Origin of the sequence: Amycolatopsis sp. NPDC004625, assembly GCF_040609695.1 — a bacterium.
Lineage (GTDB): Bacteria > Actinomycetota > Actinomycetes > Mycobacteriales > Pseudonocardiaceae > Amycolatopsis.
In genome coordinates, this window is the sequence record NZ_JBEXKX010000078.1 from 1 (window position 1) to 17,710 (window position 17,710).

Annotated in this window: 15 protein-coding genes; 10 read left to right on the top strand and 5 right to left on the bottom strand. The window is 73.1% G+C overall.

The features are described from left to right. A partial coding sequence (locus ABZW17_RS43715; protein WP_354827951.1) for a nucleotide disphospho-sugar-binding domain-containing protein occupies window positions 1-1,304 on the bottom strand: 1,304 nt, incomplete at its 3' end. Window positions 1,305-1,342: 38 nt separating this feature from the next. On the opposite strand from ABZW17_RS43715, the gene ABZW17_RS43720 reads away from it, so the two are divergent. Continuing rightward, a complete protein-coding gene (locus ABZW17_RS43720; protein ID WP_354827954.1) occupies window positions 1,343-1,966 on the top strand; it encodes a TetR/AcrR family transcriptional regulator in 624 nt (207 codons plus the stop codon). Between the two features lies 1 nt (window position 1,967). Here ABZW17_RS43720 and ABZW17_RS43725 read toward each other — a convergent pair whose 3' ends face one another. Beyond that, window positions 1,968-3,641 (bottom strand): GGDEF domain-containing protein, encoded by a 1,674-nt coding sequence (locus ABZW17_RS43725; protein ID WP_354827956.1) that lies wholly within the window; start codon window positions 3,639-3,641, stop codon window positions 1,968-1,970. 137 nt (window positions 3,642-3,778) lie between these two features. Between ABZW17_RS43725 and ABZW17_RS43730 the strand changes: the two genes are divergently transcribed. Next, window positions 3,779-4,129: a metalloregulator ArsR/SmtB family transcription factor gene (locus tag ABZW17_RS43730; RefSeq protein WP_354827959.1), complete on the top strand. Its 351-nt coding sequence runs from the start codon at window positions 3,779-3,781 to the stop codon at window positions 4,127-4,129. Continuing rightward, window positions 4,126-4,761 (top strand): SRPBCC family protein, encoded by a 636-nt coding sequence (locus ABZW17_RS43735; protein WP_354827962.1) that lies wholly within the window; start codon window positions 4,126-4,128, stop codon window positions 4,759-4,761. Before ABZW17_RS43730 ends, ABZW17_RS43735 begins: the two co-directional genes overlap by 4 nt. A 109-nt stretch (window positions 4,762-4,870) precedes the next feature. Here the strand turns inward: ABZW17_RS43735 and ABZW17_RS43740 are convergent, their stop codons facing one another. Further along, a complete protein-coding gene (locus ABZW17_RS43740) occupies window positions 4,871-5,197 on the bottom strand; it encodes a PASTA domain-containing protein (RefSeq protein WP_354828016.1) in 327 nt (108 codons plus the stop codon). A gap of 75 nt (window positions 5,198-5,272) precedes the next feature. Here ABZW17_RS43740 and dgt point away from each other — a divergent pair, with 75 nt between their 5' ends. The 5 genes from dgt to ABZW17_RS43765 all read left to right on the top strand — a co-directional run bounded on the left by dgt (window position 5,273) and on the right by ABZW17_RS43765 (window position 12,940). Further along, a complete protein-coding gene (dgt, locus tag ABZW17_RS43745) occupies window positions 5,273-6,835 on the top strand; it encodes a dGTP triphosphohydrolase (RefSeq protein ID WP_354827965.1) in 1,563 nt (520 codons plus the stop codon). A gap of 351 nt (window positions 6,836-7,186) precedes the next feature. Beyond that, window positions 7,187-10,066 carry a S8 family serine peptidase gene (locus tag ABZW17_RS43750; protein WP_354827968.1) on the top strand — a complete coding sequence of 960 codons (2,880 nt, stop codon included), beginning with the start codon at window positions 7,187-7,189 and terminating at the stop codon, window positions 10,064-10,066. Window positions 10,067-10,139: 73 nt separating this feature from the next. Next, entirely contained in the window at window positions 10,140-10,787 is a 648-nt protein-coding gene (locus ABZW17_RS43755; RefSeq protein ID WP_354827970.1) for an acVLRF1 family peptidyl-tRNA hydrolase, read from the top strand. A gap of 136 nt (window positions 10,788-10,923) precedes the next feature. Beyond that, window positions 10,924-12,552 carry an ABC-F family ATP-binding cassette domain-containing protein gene (locus ABZW17_RS43760; protein WP_354827973.1) on the top strand — a complete coding sequence of 543 codons (1,629 nt, stop codon included), beginning with the start codon at window positions 10,924-10,926 and terminating at the stop codon, window positions 12,550-12,552. A gap of 178 nt (window positions 12,553-12,730) precedes the next feature. After that, window positions 12,731-12,940 carry a helix-turn-helix domain-containing protein gene (locus ABZW17_RS43765; RefSeq protein ID WP_003071237.1) on the top strand — a complete coding sequence of 70 codons (210 nt, stop codon included), beginning with the start codon at window positions 12,731-12,733 and terminating at the stop codon, window positions 12,938-12,940. Here ABZW17_RS43765 and ABZW17_RS43770 read toward each other — a convergent pair. Both ABZW17_RS43770 and ABZW17_RS43775 read right to left on the bottom strand, forming a co-directional pair. Beyond that, on the bottom strand, window positions 12,927-14,282 hold the full coding sequence (locus tag ABZW17_RS43770; protein WP_354827976.1) for a glycosyltransferase 87 family protein: 1,356 nt from the start codon (window positions 14,280-14,282) through the stop codon (window positions 12,927-12,929). The genes ABZW17_RS43765 and ABZW17_RS43770 overlap by 14 nt on opposite strands. 32 nt (window positions 14,283-14,314) lie before the next feature. Next, window positions 14,315-15,169 (bottom strand): LLM class flavin-dependent oxidoreductase, encoded by an 855-nt coding sequence (locus ABZW17_RS43775; RefSeq protein ID WP_354827979.1) that lies wholly within the window; start codon window positions 15,167-15,169, stop codon window positions 14,315-14,317. 56 nt (window positions 15,170-15,225) lie between these two features. Between ABZW17_RS43775 and ABZW17_RS43780 the strand changes: the two genes are divergently transcribed. Both ABZW17_RS43780 and ABZW17_RS43785 read left to right on the top strand, forming a co-directional pair. Beyond that, entirely contained in the window at window positions 15,226-15,657 is a 432-nt protein-coding gene (locus ABZW17_RS43780) for a MarR family transcriptional regulator (RefSeq protein WP_354827983.1), read from the top strand. 99 nt (window positions 15,658-15,756) lie between these two features. Beyond that, complete coding sequence (locus ABZW17_RS43785) at window positions 15,757-17,628, top strand: ABC transporter ATP-binding protein (RefSeq protein WP_354827985.1); 1,872 nt, start codon at window positions 15,757-15,759, stop codon at window positions 17,626-17,628. Window positions 17,629-17,710 lie beyond the last annotated feature (82 nt).

Sequence of the window (17,710 nt, forward strand, 5' to 3'; positions counted from 1 at the left end):
GGCTGCCCCCCGGTCTCTGGCGCGGGGGGTCTCCCAGGCCGCGGGGCGCCGGGGGGGTGGTGGTGGGGGGGGCGTCTCCCCCCCCCCCACCCCCCCCACGACCAGCTGCGGGAGGGTGCGGTGATGAGGTCGACCACCTCGGCCATCGTCGGGCCGGCCGCCATCTCGGCGGCCAGTTCGCGCGCCCGGTTCCGGTAGCGCGGGTCGTCGAGGACCGCGCGGACGGCCCGGCGCAGCGTCCGCGGTGACGCCGAGGCGCGGGCGCGGCCGATCCCGGCCCCGGACCAGGCGACCCGCGCGGCGACCTCGCGCTTGTCCTCGCTGGCCCCGACCACGACCAGCGGCACGCCGTGGCGGAGGGCGTGGTTGACGCCGCCGTACCCGCCGTTGCCGACCATCGCGGCGCAGCGGGGGAGCAGCTCGTCGTAGGGCAGGAAGTCCGCGACCCGCACGTTGTCCGGCAGCGGGCCGGGCCGCAGCGGTGTGCCGCACGTCGTCGCGACGACCAGGACGTCCTCGCCGGCGAGGACGTCGATGGTGGGCTCGACGAGCCGGCCGAGGTCGTCGTTCGCGATCGTCCCCTGGGTTACGTGCACCACGGGCCGGCCGCCGTCGAGGTCGCCCCACCACGGCGGCAGCGGGTGCTCGCTCGCCGCGCTGACCGTCGTCGGCCCGATGAAGTGCAGCGGCGCGCCCGGGCGCGGGTACTCGAAGCCGGGGCAGGTCATCTGGAGGACGCCGTCGCTGTGCAGCGGCCAGTCCGTGAACCGCATGCCGGGGTCGCCGCCGAGCAGGTCGCGTGCCCGTTTCTGCGCCGGCCCGGTCACCAGCGGCGCGAGCGCTCTGAGGGCCAGGCCCCGGAACCGGCCGGGCGGGCCGGTCGGGACGGGCGGCAGGAACGGCAGGAACCCCAGGGTGAGCAGCCGCGGCCGGTGCTCGCGGCGGACCAGGGCCAGGCCGGCCATCATCAGCGGGTCGCACAGGATGACGTCGGCTCGGTGCCGGTCGATGACGCTCAGCTGGTGCGGCATCGCGCGGACGAAGTGCGCGAGTTCGAAGCGGGCGAGCCGGAGGCCGCGCTTCCCGGCGCGACCGGGGACCGAGCCGTCGAGGTCGGTCTCGTCGAAGTCGGCCTCCGGCGGCAGGACGTCGACGGTGGCGCCCAGCTTTTCGAACGTCTCCCGGTAGCGCGCGCCGGTGACGACGACACCCTCGTGCCCGGCGGCGACGAGGGCTTCGACGATCGGTTTCACCGGGCCGACGTGCCCGCGGGCGGGGTGGACGCAGACGAGGACACGGGCCATGGCTCCCCCTTTGAGCGATACGTTGTACCATCCAATTGGTGACGATACCCGAAGGCGAGCGACGCCGTTACGAGTCGCCGGTGCGCGAAGCCCGCGCCCGCCGGACGCGGGCCCACGTGGTGGCGACGGCGGGGAAGCTGTTCGCCTCGCGCGGCTACGCGGGCACGAGCATGCGGCAGATCGCCGCCGAGGCGGGCGTGAGCCTGGAGACGGTGACGCAGACGGGCCGCAAGCCGCAGCTGCTGCTCGCCGCGTTCCGCGAGGGCTTCGCGGGCGACCCGGACGCGATGGACCTGGACGCGCTGGCGGGCCCGGCCGGCCCGGCGGACCTGCCGTCGGTGGTGTCGGACGTGGCCGCGGGGGTACGCCGGTCCCTGCCGATCTGGCGCGCGTTCGCGACGGCGGCCGCGGCGGACGCGGAGGTGGCGGCGGTCCGGGCGGAACTGGCGGTGGCTCGCCGGGCGGAAATCGTGGCGCGCCTGGAAGCGGCGGGCTTGGCGCCGGGCGGCGGTTCGGCCGGGCGCCTGGCCGACGCGATCGGGCTGATCACGTCACACGAGGCGTACGACCACCTGACCGCGGTGTGCGGCTGGCCGCACGAGGACTACGTGACCTGGGCGGCCGCGGCGATCCAGGCCCAGCTGACGCTCGACTGGCAGTGAGTCAGCCGGCCGCCGCCTGTAAACCGCGGGTTCCGATGCCGCGCAGCACTTCCACCCGGTCCGAGCCCGGGCGGCTCAGCACCCAGCTCGACCCCGGCACCGCCTTCGCGCGCTTCTTCAACGGCGCCAGCAGCCGCGAGACGTCCTGGTACGAACCGATCGCCCCGCTCGCGCAGACCAGCGTCGCCAGCGACACCGTCACCGGCAGGCCCGCCGCCGTCCAGTGGCGGTCCAGCAACGCGCCCGCCACCGTGGCGATCTCGTCGACGTCGCAGACCACCAGGAAGTCGTCGCCGCCGACGTGGCTCACGCGCATCCGGCGGAGGCCGCCGGAGAGGTCCGTCAGCGCCGCGCCCAGCTCGCGGATCAGGTCGTCGCCCGCCGCGAAGCCGGCGGTGTCGTTGACCTCCTTGAACGCGTCGATGTCCAGCCACGCCGCCACGAACGGCTCGCCGATCGTGATGCGGCGGGCCACGTCGCGGGCGATCGTGTCGCTGCCCGGCAGCCGCGTCAGCGGGTTCAGCGCCGCGGCCGCCTCGACCTTCGCCTCCGCCACACCGCGGACCACCTCCGTCACCAGCACCACGCCGAGGCAGCGGCCGAGCTCGTCGACCACGACCACGTCGTCGCCCGTGCGGCCCCAGTCGGCGTCGGTGACCAGCTCGAGGAACTCCATCGCGCCCGCGCGGGCCTCGATCGTGTGCGGGGTGTCCGCGAGCCGGGCCGCCGGGCGCTTCGCGTGCAGCGCGTGCCCGTACATGCCGGTGACCGCGACCAGGAACCGCGTCCGGTCGACCGACCAGCGCGGCCGGTTCAGCTCGTCCACCCCGACCACGCCGCTCGGCGCGTCGGCCGCCGCGAGCACTTCGCGGACCTCGTCGCACGTCGCCGTCTCCGGCAACGTCGTCGCCGGGCGGAGGAAGTCGCCGACGCAGGGGGCCGGCGCGCCCGGACCGTGCGTGCGGCGGCCGCGGGTGAGCAGCGCCGGGGCCGGGCCGGCGGCCGTCGGCGGGGCCAGCAGGGTGCCCTGCGCGATCCGGACGCCGAGGTCGCGGACCGCGTCGAGCTGCGCGTCGGTCTCCAGCCCGGTCGCGACGAGCCGGGTGCCGGTGCGGTTGGAGTAGTGCAGCAGCGCCTCGACCACGGCGACCGCGGCCGGCTCGTCCGGCAGCCCGCGCAGCACCGTGCGGTCGAGCTTCACCAGGTCGATCGGCGCCTCGACGAGCAGGGCCAGCGGCAGGTCGCCGCGGCCGAGGCCGTCGAGCGCGAGCCGGAAACCGAGCTCGGTGAGCGTCCGCATCCCGGCGAGCGCGCGGCCGGCGGGCAGCGGCGCGAACGGCGGCCCGATCTCCAGGACGACGTCGCGGGTGCGCCGGCCCGCGTCGCCGAGCTCGGCGAGGAGGTCGTCGTACATCGCCTGCGGCGCCGCGAGGGTGCGGGCGGAGAGGTTGAGGTGCAGGGGGAGCGACGTCGGGTTTTCGGCGTCCTGCCGGACGGCGGCGACCGCCAGCCCGAGGTCGGCTTCGGCGAGCCGGCCTTCCCGGCGCGCCTGCGTGAGGAGTTCGGGGACCGTTCCGTGGCCGGGCCTGGCCAGCGCTTCGTGCGCCACGACGCCCCCGGTGTGGAGGCTGTACAGCGGCTGGAAGGCGAAGCGGACCGCGCGTGGCGACTTCACGGGCCGATCGTCGCGGGTCGCGCGGCGAAGCGGAACCGATGTCGACTGATGTTCATCGGGGCGGCACCCGGGTTCCTCACATCGGAGTAGCTGTTTCAGTGTTGACTTATATAAGTCGAAGCTTGTAGCTTGGCCGGGTGCACGCGTTCGACGTCCTCGGCGACCCGGTCCGCCGCCGGATCCTCGAGCTGCTGGCCGACGGCGAGCGGGCCGCCGGCGCGGTGACCGAGGTGATCCGGGCCGAGTTCGGCATCTCGCAGCCGGCCGTCTCCCAGCACCTGAAGGTGTTGCGGGAGAACGGCTTCGCCGTCGTCCGCCAGGACGGGACGCGGCGGCTGTACGCGGTCGGTCACGCGCCGCTGCGGGACATCGACGGCTGGCTCGACCGGTTCCGCCGGTACTGGACGCCGCCGCTGGACGCGCTGGCCACCGAAATCGCCCGCGGCAAACGTGCCCGGCGCCTCACCGAAGAAGGAGAAGGTTCGTGATCGACGTCAGCCACCAGATCAGCGCCGTGCGCCGGACGCTCGGCGACCGGGTGCTCGAGGGGAAGGAGGCCCGCGTCCTCACGATCAGCCAGGTCTACGACACCGACCTCGCCGACCTCTGGGACGCCTGCACCAACCCCGAGCGCATCCCGCGCTGGTTCCTGCCGGTCAGCGGCGAGCTGAAGGTCGGCGGGAAATACCAGCTGGAGGGCAACGCCGGCGGCACGGTCGAGCGCTGCGACCCGCCGAAGAGCTTCGCGGCGACGTGGGAGTTCGGCGGCAACGTCAGCTGGATCGAGGTGCGGCTGACGCCCGAGGGCGAGGGCACCCGGTTCGAGCTGGAGCACGTCGCCCACGTCGACGACCGCTGGGACGAGTTCGGCCCGGGCGCGGTGGGCATCGGCTGGGACGGCGCGCTGGTCGGCCTGGTCCTGCACCTGTCCGCCCCCGGCACGGCCGTCGACCCGGAGGCGGCGATGGCCTGGATGATGTCACCCGACGGCATCCGCTTCATGACGGCGTCCAACGAGGCCTGGTACGAGGCCGACGTCGCGGCCGGCGCGGAGCCGGCCGCGGCCCGGGCCGCAGCCGACCGCACGCTGAAGGCGTACACGACCCCGCCGCCGTCCTGACCCGCGTGATGCCCTCCTGATCACGGATGTGACCCCTCGGCGCACCGGCCGGACAGCCGTCCCCGCGGTGCGTCGAGGGGCGACACGTGTGATTGGCGGGGCATCACGGTCAGTGATCGGTGTACTTGACTGCCGTCAGGGTGATCACCGTGTCGGGGGTGACTTCGGTGCCTGGGGCCGGGGTCTGGCCGGTCTGGACCCAGTTGCGGTCGATCACCAGGGCGCGGCCCTGGCCGGTGCCGTCGACCTCGCGCAGGTTGTAGAGGCCGGCGCGCTGCATCGCGTTCTGGGCGTCCTGGTGGTTCATGCCGGAGACGTCCGGGACCTTGATCAGCGAAGCCGAAGGCGAGGCGGAGGCCGAGGCCGGGGGCGTCGTGGTGGGTGGGGTGCCGCACGCGGCCGTGGCGAAGGCCAGCGCGGTCAGGGTGGTGACCATCCGTCGGGACATACCGGTGGGGTACCCACGCGCCTGCCCGCCGTTCGGGGGAACCTGCGGGATAGGGTCGGGCGCATGGAGCAGGAGACCGACCCGCGGGCCGCGCGGCGCGATCCCGTGGCGAACGTCGGCGGGTTCACCGACCTGGCGACCAGCCCGTTCCGGATCGACCGCGACCGGATCGCCGCGTCGCCGTTCTTCGCCCGCCTCGGCGGGGTGACGCAGGTGGTCAGCGCCGGCGGGGCCGGGCTGCTGCACAACCGGCTCACCCACAGCCTCAAGGTCGCGCAGGTCGCCCGGGCCATCGCCGAGCGGGTCACCAGCGGGCCCGACGCCGGGCTGGCCGAGAAGCTGGGCGGCTGCGACCCCGACGTCGCCGAGGCCGCCGCGCTCGCCCACGACCTCGGGCACCCGCCGTTCGGGCACCTCGGGGAGCAGACGCTCGACCGGATCGCCCGCCACCGCTTCGGCCTCGCCGACGGCTTCGAGGGCAACGCGCAGACGTTCCGGATCATCACCACCACCGACGTGCGCGGGCCGTCGGCGATCGGGCTGGACCTGACCGCCGCGGTGCGCGCCGCCGTCCTCAAGTACCCGTGGCTGCGGCTGCACCACCCCGCGCCGCACCCGTCCGAGCTGGCCGTGCCGCCGCGCGGGGCGGCCGAGCCGGGCGACCTGCCGGGCACCGGCGCGGCCAAGTTCTCCGCCTACGCCACCGAACTCGACGACTTCGAGCAGGCGCGCGCGGCCTTCGCCGGCCGCCTCGAAGGCTGGCAGCAGACGGTCGAAGCGTCCGTGATGGACACCGCCGACGACATCGCCTACGCGATCCACGACCTGCAGGACTTCCACCGCATCGGGGTGCTGCAGCACGCGCCGGTCGCCGCGGAGCTGGGGGAGTGGCTCGAGCACGCGGTCGAGCTGGCCGCGCTGGACGACGAGACGCTCAACGCGGACCTGCGCCGCCCGGGCCGGTCCCTGGAACGCCTCCGCCGCCGCATGCACGCGAAGGACGCCTGGATCGTCGACGACGACGCGTTCGCCGCGGCGGTCACGAGGGTGCGCGCGGAGCTGGTCGACGGCCTGCTGGCGGGCGAGTTCGACGGCTCGACCGAGGCGGAGCAGGCGACGGCGGCGTTCTCGGCGAACTGGACGGCCCGCCTGGTCGACGGCGTGTTCCTGCTGGCCTCGCCGTCCACCCGCACCGGGCACGTCTCGCTGCGGCCGGCCCAGTGGCACGAGGTCCAGGTGCTGAAGTTCGTGCACCGCCGGTTCGTGCTGCTGCGCCCGGACCTCGCGCTGCACCAGCGCGGCCAGGCGGGACTGGTGACGAGCCTGGTCGACGCGCTCGACGCGTGGCTACTCGACCGCGACGAGGTGTCCCGCCTGCCGCGCCGGTTGCACGACCTGGTCGAGCTGGCGCGCGCGGAGTACGCGGGGCTGGCGCGCTCGGCACCGGAGCTGCTGGTGGGCGCGACCGGCGAGCCGGTGACGGGCGCGGACGCGGTCCGGGGGCTGGCACGGGGCCGCGCGGTGGTCGACTTCGTGGCGTCGTTGACGGACAAGCAGGCGGTGACCCTGTTGGACGCGCTGTCCGGCCGGGCTTCGCAGCCGTGGTCGGACTCGTTCGTCCTCTGAGGGCGCGGTAACGAAATTTCCCCTTCGGGGCGCTGGTTGCACGGTCCGGGGTGTTGCTTGTGGACATCCCAGCCCGTGGGCGCCCCTTGCGAAGCGCGGTGGGACGATCATTTGTCCGGTGCGTGTCCGGTGACCGGTTCACGGCTGCGCTGAACGGCCTACGTCATCCGGCGGATTCGGGAAATTATCCGTCCTTTGTCACTCGAACGGCTGATGTTTACGGAGAACTCCCGGTACTTAGCTGGATCCAGCCGGTGATCACCGGCGTCGGTCAGCGTGAGTCGGGGCACGCGCCTGGAGAATCGGAGGGCGCCCGTGCGTCGTACCCGTTCCACGAGATCGAGATCCACTGTGCTCACCGCCGGAGCCGCGGCCCTGCTCGCCGCGCTCGGCCTGGTTTCCCCGCCCGTCGCGGGGGCCGCTCCCGCGTCCGGTCCGGACACCTTCACCGAAACCGCGCAGCAGCAGATCGCCGCCCTGCAGGCGGTCAAGGCGGGCCGCACCGCCGCCGAGTCCAAAGTGGACAGCAAGCTGCTCGTCGCCGAAAAGGGCGTCGCCAAGCAGCTCAACGCACTTCAGTCCGGGGCCACCGTTTCCGCGGCCGGGACCGTCCTGGTCGACGTCCGCGCGAGCAAGGTCTCACCGGACCTGATCGCCGGGCTCACCAAGGCCGGCGCGGGCATCCGCGCGGTGTCCGACCGGTACGCCAGCGTCCGCGCCGAAGTGCCGCTGGACAAGGTCGGCGAGATCGCCGCGCGCGCTGACGTCAAGCGCGTCGAGCAGGCCGACCAGGCGATGACCGCCCGCGAACTGGCCACCCCGGCGACGACGCCGGACAAGACCAAGGCCGAAACCAAGCAGCAGAAGGCCGACCGCATCGCCGGCGAGCTGCAGCAGGCCATCGCCGGCAAGACCCGGCGCAGCGCCGCCGCGGCCGCGACCCTGACCAGCGAGGGCGACCGGGCGCACAACGCCGACATCGCGCGCCAGCAGTTCGGCGTCACCGGCGTCGGCGTCAAGGCGTGCGCGCTGTCCGACGGCGTCGACTCCCTCGCCGCTTCGCAGGCCAAGGGCGAGCTCCCGCCGGACGTCGACGTCATCGCCGGCCAGGAGGGCGACGGCGACGAGGGCACCGCGATGCTCGAGATCATCCACGACCTCGCGCCCCGCGCCGCGCTCGGCTTCGCCTCGGCGTTCAACTCCGACGCCAGCTTCGCGGACAACATCCGCAAGCTGCGCTTCGAGTCGCACTGCGACGTCATCGTCGACGACGTCATCTACTTCAAGGAATCGCCGTTCCAGGACTGGATCATCGCCCAGGCCGTGAACGACGTCACCGCCGACGGCGCCCTGTACTTCTCCTCCGCGGGCAACGAAGGCAACGTCGCCAGCGGCACCGCCGGACACTGGGAAGGCGACTTCGTCGACTCCGGCAAGGCGATCGGCAAGTTCGCCGGCACCGCGCACAACTTCGCCGGCGCGGCGGGCAACCAGATCTACGAGCCGATCTCGAACGCGTCCTCGGCCGGCGTCCCGGTGACGCTGCACTGGTCGGACCCGCTCGGCGCGTCGTCGAACGACTACGACCTCTACCTGCTCAACTCCGCGGGCGCGGTGGTCAGCTTCAGCCAGAACGTCCAGGACGGCACCCAGGACCCGTACGAGATCCTGCAGACGCCGGCCTTCGGCGGCACCGGGCTGCGCCTGGCCATCGTGAAGTTTTCCGGCCAGAACCGCTACCTTTCGCTGTCCGCCCTGCGCGGCCGCTTCTCCGACTCGGCGGACGGGCTCAAGGCGTACAACACCCCGGGCGTGACGGTCGGCCACTCGGCCGCGCGGGACGCCTTCAGCGTCGCGGCCGCCCCGGCGGCCAAGGCGTTCGGCCGGCCGCTCGAACCGGGCGACCCGGCCAACCCGACGGGCCCGTTCCCGGGCTCGTTCAGCGGCGCCACCAAGGCCGAGCGGTTCACCTCCGACGGCCCGCGCCGCGTGTTCTACGAGGCGAACGGCACGCCGATCACCCCGGGCAACGTGTCTTCGACCGGCGGCGAGGTCCGGAACAAGCCGGAGATCACCGCGGCCGACGGCGTGCAGACCAGCGTGACCGGGTTCAACCCGTTCTTCGGCACCTCGGCCGCCGCTCCGCACGCGGCCGCGATCGCCGCGCTCGTGCTGTCCGGCAACCCCGGGCTGCCGCCGTCCGAGGTGCGCGAGGCGCTGATCAGCACCGCGGTCGACATCGAGAAGCCGGGGCCGGACAACTTCACCGGCGCCGGCGTCATCCTCGCGGACAAGGTGCTGGCCTACACCGGCGCCAGCCCGCAGCCCCTTGCCGTCGCCAAGCAGCCGACGGTCACCCCGGCCGACGGCGGTTCGGCGCTCGACCCGGGCGACACCGCCAAGGTGACGCTGCCGGTGACCAACGACGGTGACGGCACCGCGGTGTCCACCAGCGTCGTGCTCACCAGCCCGACCCCGGGCGTCACGGTGGCGCCGCGGGCCAAGTCCTACGGCACCATCAGCCCGGGGCAGACCGGCGTCAACGACTTCACCATCACCGTCCCGGCGAGCCAGCAGCTCGGCGTGCCGGTGGTGCTGAACGCCCGCGTCACCTTCGCGGGGGCGCACTCGCCGACGACGCAGACGTTCTCGCTCCCGGTCGGCACCCCGTCGCCGGTCGCGCAGGACTTCGCCTACACCGGCGCGCCGGTGGCGATCCCGGACAACAGCCCGGTCGGGGCGTCGGTGACCATCCCGGTCACCGGGGTCGGCCGCGCGTCCAAGGTGTCGTTCTCCGTGGACGGCACCACCTGCAGCACCGACCCGGCGTCGACGACGGTGGGTCTGAACCACTCGTACGTCGGTGACCTCGTCGGCACGCTGACCGCGCCTTCGGGCGCCAAGGCGACGGTGTTCCAGCGCAACGGCGGTTCGGGCAAGAACCTGTGCCAGGTGGTCTTCGCCGACACCGCGGCGACCGCGTTCAGCACGGTGACCTCGGCCAACGCGCCGTTCACCGGCTCGTACCGGCCGGTGCAGGCCCTCGGCGGCCTGACCGCCGCGGCGGCGGACGGCACGTGGACGTTCTCGGTGGTCGACGCCGCCGCGAGCGACACGGGTTCGATCCGCGCGGTGGCCCTGCACATCAACGGGTTCGTGCAGCCCCCGGCGGCCGGCGCGCCGTCGAACGTGCGGGGCGTGACGAACAACGGCCCGGTGCACCCGCTGTAGGCAGTACCCGGTGCGGGGCCGTCGCGGTGATCGCGGCGGCCCCGTACCCTTTTTCCGTGGAGGCACAGCTCCGGTGAAGGCACGGGAAGCCGCGGGCGGCGGCCGCACGGTCGAGGTCCCGCCGGAGCGCCTCGCCGGTTTCTTCGCCCGGTTCGCCGAACGGCACGACGGGATCACCGCCGTCGCCGGAGCGCCCCGCGCCCTCGTCGTGACCGCGGGCGACGGCACCACCGCGACCGCCACCGTCCCGTTCGGGCCCCTCGACGCACCCTCCGTCGACGCGCTCGTCGCGCACGCCCTCCGGCCGCGGCGGATCGCCCTCCTGCTGGTGCGGCTCGGCGGGCACAGCGTCGGCGTCGCCCGCGACGGCCGGGTCGAGGTGTCCCGGACCGACCGGCACCTCGTCCAGGGCCGTTCCGCCGCGGGCGGCTGGTCGCAGCAGCGCTTCGCCCGGCGTCGCGCCGGACAGGCGCGGCACGCCCTCCAGGACGCGGCGAAGGACGCCTTCGAGGTGCTCGTGCCGCGGCTGTCCGAAGTGGACGCCGTCGTCCTCGGCGGCGATCGGCGGGCCCTGGACGAGCTGCGCGAAGACCGCCGGCTGGCGCCGCTGTTCGCCCGGGCGGAACCCCGGGTGCTGGACGTCGGCGAACCGAGCCGGGCGGTGCTCGAGGAGGCCGCCGCGCGGGCCCTGTCGGTGCAGGTCACGCTGCGCGACGGGTGAGACCGCACACGTCCGGAAAACCCGGTGGACCGCGGCCCGTACACTGGGCTTCGTGGATATCCAGCTGGAGTGACGCCGCGGCCCGAGCGGGCCGCCCGAAGCTGTCCTCCGTTCACCCCCGTCCACGGGAGTTCCCTTGATCACGGCCACCGGCCTTGAGCTGCGCGCGGGTTCGCGCATCCTGCTCGACGGCGCCACCCTCCGCATCCAGCCCGGCGACCGCATCGGCCTCGTCGGCCGCAACGGCGCGGGCAAGACGACCTCGCTGAAGGTCCTCGCCGGCGAAGGCGAGCCGCACGCGGGCGACGTCCGCCGCACCGGCGAGCTCGGCTACCTGCCGCAGGACCCGCGCGAAGGTGATCTTTCGGTCACGGCGAAGGACCGCGTGCTGTCCGCGCGCGGTCTGGACAAGCTGATGCGCGACATGGAGAAGGCGCAGGCCTCGATGGCCGAGCTCGTCGACGACGCCGCGCGCGACAAGGCCATCAACCGCTACGCCCGGCTCGAAGAGCGCTTCGCCTCCCTCGGCGGGTACGCCGCCGAGAGCGAAGCGGCGCGGATCTGCTCGAACCTCGGCCTGGCCGACCGGGTCCTGGCGCAGACGCTGGGGACGCTCTCCGGCGGTCAGCGCCGCCGCGTCGAGCTGGCCCGGATCCTGTTCGCCGCCGCCGAAGCCGGCGCCGGCGGCAAGTCCGAGACGATCCTGCTGCTCGACGAGCCGACCAACCACCTCGACGCCGACTCCATCAACTGGCTGCGTGGCTTCCTCAAGCAGCACGACGGCGGCCTGGTCGTGATCAGCCACGACGTCGAGCTGCTGGCCGACGTGGTCAACAAGGTCTGGTTCCTCGACGCCACCCGCGGCGAGCTCGACCTGTACAACATGGGCTGGCAGCGCTACCTCGACGCGCGTGCCACCGACGAGAAGCGCCGCCGCCGTGAGCGCGCCAACGCCGAGAAGAAGGCGTCGGCGCTGCAGCAGCAGGCCGCGAAGCTCGGCGCGAAGGCGACGAAAGCCGTGGCGGCCAAGAACATGGCGCGCCGCGCCGAGCAGATGCTGTCCTCGCTCGAGGACACCCGGCAGGCCGACAAGGTCGCCCGGATCAAGTTCCCCGAGCCGGCGCCGTGCGGCCGGACCCCGCTCACCGCCGAAGAGCTCTCGAAGTCCTACGGCTCACTGGAAATCTTCACCGGCGTCGATCTCGCCGTCGACCGCGGTTCGAAGGTCGTCGTACTCGGGCTGAACGGTGCCGGAAAGACGACATTGCTCCGGCTGCTCGGCGGAATGGAAACCCCGGACACCGGATCCGTCGTTCCGGGTCACGGATTGCGCCTGGGCTATTACGCACAGGAACACGAAACTCTTGATCATGAAGCGTCGGTGTGGGAAAACATCCGACATCTCGCTCCGGACACCGGCGCGCAGGAGTTGCGGAACCTGCTCGGCTCGTTCCTCTTCACCGGCGAACAACTCGACCAGCCCGCCGGCACCCTTTCCGGTGGCGAGAAGACCCGGCTCGCGCTGGCGGGCCTGGTCTCCAGCGCTGCCAACGTCTTGCTGCTCGACGAGCCGACGAACAACCTGGATCCGGCCAGCCGGGCGCAGGTCCTGGACGCCTTGCGCAGCTTCGCCGGTGCCGTCGTGCTGGTGACGCACGACCCGGGCGCGGTCGAGGCGCTGGAGCCCGAGCGGGTCATCCTGCTGCCCGACGGAACCGAGGACCACTGGTCGGCGGACTACCTCGAACTTGTCCAGCTCGCCTGAGCGGTGCGTCCATTCGGGTGCAAGATCACTCGCCGCAGAGCACTGGAATGGCCCAATGTGATCGCAATTTCGGCTGTTTCGCGGCTGTCGTCTGGCATTCCGGCGCTCAGTGTTCGATCATTGCCCCGGCAGGGGCCGATATGTGGCCCAGAACACTCTCGGCGGGAAGGCGATCGACGTGGCTGATCTCAAGAAAGGCGCGCGGATCACCGGCAACACGCGCGACAAGCTGGCCGCTGACCTGAAGAAGAAATACGAGAAGGGCTCGAGCATCCGGGCGCTGGCGGAGTCGACGGGGCGGTCCTACGGGTTCGTCCACCGGGTGCTGTCGGAGTCCGGCGTCCAGCTGCGGGGGCGCGGCGGGGCCACCCGGGTCAAGAAGAAGTAGAAGTCGCGGACTGCTGCGCGGGGGGCGCAGCGGGAACTTCGGCCACCCGGAACGTCAGGTGGGCCCCGAGCAGGACCAGCGGGTACACCAGGTAGCCGTAGCGGGTGGCCGGGGTGAGCAGGATCAACGCGCCGAGTCCGACGGCGGTGCGCAGCAGTGCGCCGGAGCCGTTCGCGGGGGGCCGGCGCACCAGCCACACCAGCACGGCCACGGCCGCGGCGCCGACCAGGACGAAGGCCAGCACCTGGCCGAGCACGCCGGTCTCGGCGATCAGGTGGCCCGGCAACGGGCTGGCCGCGGGCGAGCGCACGACGCCCATCCCGAGCGGGAACCGGAAGACGTGCTCCACGAACGCCGCCGGATCCACCAGGTACACCGGCAGGTGCAGCGCGGCCGTCGTCGCCACCAGCGCCGCCGCGAACCGGCCCAGCGCCGCCCAGTCGAGCCCGTTCCCCCGGCGCACCAGCACGAGCACGGCCAGCACCGCGGCCGCGGGCGCCACGATGAGCTTCGCGCTGACGACCAGCGCCAGCACCAGCCCGGACCAGGCGACGCGCCCGGTGGCCGCCAGGGCCGTGCTGAGCACCAGCAGGCCCACGATCGCGAGGTCCGGGCCGGCGACGGCCCAGGTGAGCGCGGTCAGCGGGCAGGCCAGCGCGAGCTGCGCGGCGCCGACCGGCACCCGCGGCCACTTCAGCAGCTTCAGCGTGCCGAGCACGCACGCACACGCGGCCAGGGCGAACATCCAGCGGGCGTCGGTGAGCGCGTCGGTCAGCGGGGTGCCGCCGAAGAGCGCCCGCGGCAGGCCGAAGAGCGCCATCACCGGGCCGTAGGGCGTGTAATCGTTTACCACCGGCGCCCGGCCGAGCGCGGTGACGTCGACGTACGGCGTTCCGTGGTGCAGCAGCAGATCCGCGGACCGCTCGATCACCCAGACCTCGGGCTGCGCGGCCCAGGAGAACGGCGTGATCAGCCAGTCCACCCCGGTCAGGCGGCGAATCACCAGAAGCGCCAACGGAAGGATCATCGCCAACAGGGCGACGGCGGCGACGGCGCACCAGCGGGAACCGAGTACGCCGCCCGGCGTACGTCCCCGGCGGGCGGACAGCAGCAGGTACCCGCTGTGCACCGCTCCGAAGCCGTACGCCACCGTCGCGAAGTTGCCCCACACGCGGTAACCGTAGAATTCGGACACCAGTGCCGTCGGCAGCGCGAAAGCCAGGCAGGCCAGGTAGAACCCCAGGTCCCAGCGCAGGGGCGCGGCCTCTCCGGTGCGCGAAGGCGCCGTGAAGAGCCGGGCCGCGCGCCGCCATGCGGGCGCCTGGCCCACCTCCGTTTCCACGTCGCCAGGCTACCGAGGCGCCGGCGCGTGGTTCAGCCGACGTCTCGCAGGCGGGGGAGCAGCTTCGCGGCCGCTTCGGTGGCCGCGACGACGTCGTCCCGGCCGGCGGGCATCAGGACGAGCTCGGTGAAGCCGGCCTCGACGTAGCTGCGCGCGAGACGCAGGGCACTGTCCGCATCGGACGGCGGCCGGAACTGCACGGCCCGGCGCAGCGTCGCCGGGTCGCGGCCGGCCGCCGCGCAGTGCGTGTCGAGGACGCGGGAAAGCCGTTGCAGCTCGGGGATTTCCGTCCCCGGCAGGGCGGCGTTGAGCCAGACGTCGGCGTGCTCGGCGACGACCCGCAGGCCGCGCTTTTCGCCGCTGCTGCCCAGCCACAGCGGCGGTTTCGGCCGTTGCACCGGCTTCGGGTCGCTGATCGCGCCGGTCAGCGTGTAGTGCCGGCCGTGATACGCGGTTTCCGGCCGCGTCCACAGCAGACGGAGGATTTCGCAGGTCTCGGCCAGCCGTTCGACGCGTTCGACCGGCGACGGCGTCGGCGTGCCCAGCATCGCGTCGGTCAGCGTGTCGCCGCCCGCGCCGAGGCCGACGTCGAGCCGGCCGCCGGAGAGGTGGTCGACGGTCACGGCGAGCTTGGCGAACGCGCCCGGGTGCCGGTTGGTGGTGCCGGAGACCAGGCAGCCGATCCGCACCCGGCTCGTCGCCTCGGCCATCGCGGCCAGCAGGCTCCAGCCGTCGAAGACGTCGCCGGTGCGGTCGGCGCCCATCGGGGCGAGGTGGTCGAACACCCAGCAGCCGTCGAATCCGGCGTCGTCCGCGATCGCCCAGGTCTGGCGGAGGGCGGCGATGCCGATGTGCTGCTGCGGCGGTTTCAGGCCGACGGTAATCATGATGGACTCCTGATCATCAGTAAAACTGACGATCAGCGTAGGTGTAGAGTTCTCCCATGTCCAGCGCGCCTCCCGCCGTCACCCGCCGGCTCGGCTACCTGCTCAAGCACGCCCAGCTGCGGCTGGCCGAACTGGCCGAGCCGCGGTACGCGCCGCTCGGCGTCACCGGGCGGCAGCTCGCGCTGCTCGCGCTCTTCGGGGCCGGGCCGGCGCAGTCGCAGCAGGACGGCGCGGCCCGTCTCGGCGTCGACCGGACGACGATGGTCGCGCTCGTCGACGAGCTGGAGGCCAAGGGCCTGGTCCGCCGCGAGGTGGCGCCGGGCGACCGCCGCAAGCGCCTGGTGACGCTCACTCCCGAGGGGGAGCGGGTCCGCGCGGCGGGTGAAGAGGTGACGCGGCAGGCGGAGGCGCTCCTGCTCGAGCCGCTGTCGGCCGAGGACGCCGAGCGGCTGCGCGCGGCGCTGCACCGGGTTGTTCGCGGCGGGTGAACGGCGGCGGGAAGCAAACGGGCAACGAGGGCGTTGTCCGGGTTTTATCCGGCGAAAACCTCAGCTAATCTAGAGGTTTCTGACAACGGGGGGTTTCCGGTGGACAACATGTGGGGCCTGTGGAGCTCGGCGATGCGCGCCGACGACGCGCCCAAAGCGCTGAGCCGCGGCACGCTCAAGCGCGTCGCCCGCTTCGCCCGGCCGCACTGGCGGCGGCTGCTGGCCTTCCTCGTGCTGACCGTTGTCTCGGCCGTGCTGGCCGTGACGACGCCCGTGCTGGCGGGCAAGGTGGTCGACGCGATCGTCGGCGGCCACGACGTCGCCATCGTGATCTGGCTCGCCGTCGTCATCGCCGCGCTGGCCGTCGCCGACGCCGGGTTCGGGCTGATCGAGCGGTGGCAGTCCTCCCGCATCGGCGAGGGCATCATCTTCGACCTGCGGCGCGCGGTCTTCGAGCACGTGCAGCGCATGCCGATCGCGTTCTTCACCCGCACCCGCACCGGCGCGCTGGTTTCGCGGCTCAACAACGACGTCATCGGCGCGCAGCGGACGTTCACCGCGACGCTGTCCGGGCTGGTCACCAACGTCATCCAGCTGGCGCTGTCGCTGGCCGTGATGCTGACGCTGTCCTGGCAGGTCACGCTGATCGCGCTGGTGCTGCTGCCGATCTTCGTGATCCCCGCGCGGCGGCTCGGGCGCCGGATGGCCGGGCTGCAGCGGGAGGCCGCGAACCTCAACGCCGGGATGACCACGCAGATGACCGAGCGGTTCTCCGCGCCGGGCGCGACGCTGGTCAAGCTGTTCGGCCGGCCGGTGCAGGAGGCGGAGGACTTCTCGCTGCGGGCCGGGCGCGTGCGCGACATCGGCGTCCGGACCGCGATGCTGACCCGCTGGTTCATGACGAGCCTGACCCTGGTTTCGGCGCTGGCGCAGGCGCTGGTCTACGGCCTCGGCGGGTACCTCGCGCTGACCGGCAGGCTCGCGCCGGGCACGGTCGTCGCGCTGGCGCTGCTGCTGACCCGGCTCTACGCGCCGCTGACCGCGCTGGCCAACGTCCGCGTCGACGTCATGACGGCGCTGGTGTCGTTCGAGCGGGTCTTCGAGGTCCTCGACCTGGACCCGATGATCAAGGAGAAGCCGACCGCGCGGGCGCTGCCGGCTTCGGATGGCGTCTCGGTCGAGTTCGCGGACGTCCGCTTCGGGTACCCGGCCGCGGACCGGTACTCGCTGGCGTCGCTGGAGGACGTCGCCACGCTCGACCACCGCGGCGGGGAAGAGGTGCTGCACGGGATCTCGTTCCGCGCCGAGCCGGGGCAGATGGTCGCGCTGGTCGGGTCGTCGGGGGCGGGGAAGTCGACGATCGCGTCGCTGCTGCCGCGGCTCTACGACGTCGACGCCGGGTCGGTGCGGCTGTCCGATGTGGACGTCCGGGACCTGACTTTCGCTTCGCTGCGGGAGACCGTCGGCGTCGTGACCCAGGACGGGCACCTGTTCCACGACACGATCCGCGCCAACCTGGCGTACGCGCGGCCGGACGTCACCGACGACGAGATCTGGGCGGCGCTGGAGCGCGCGCGGCTCGGTGAGCTGGTGCACTCACTGCCCGACGGCCTCGACACGACGGTCGGGGAGCGCGGCTACCGCCTTTCCGGCGGCGAGCGCCAGCGGCTCACGATCGCGCGGCTGCTGCTGGCCCAGCCCAAGGTCGTCATCCTCGACGAGGCCACCGCGCACCTGGACTCCGAGTCGGAAGCCGCGGTCGCCGAGGCCCTGACGCACGCCCTGGCCGGCCGCACGGCCCTGGTCATCGCCCACCGCCTCTCGACGGTCCGCGCGGCCGACCAGATCCTGGTCCTGGAACACGGCGAGATCGTCGAGCGCGGAACCCACGACGAACTCCTGGCCGCAGCCGGCCGCTACGCAACCCTCCACGCAACCCAGTTCGCCGACGAAGAACCCGCCGTGGCCTGACCCGGACGGTCGGTTCGCGTACCTGCACGGTCGGTTCGCGTACCTGGAGGGTCGGCTCGCGAACCGACCCTCTGGGTACGCG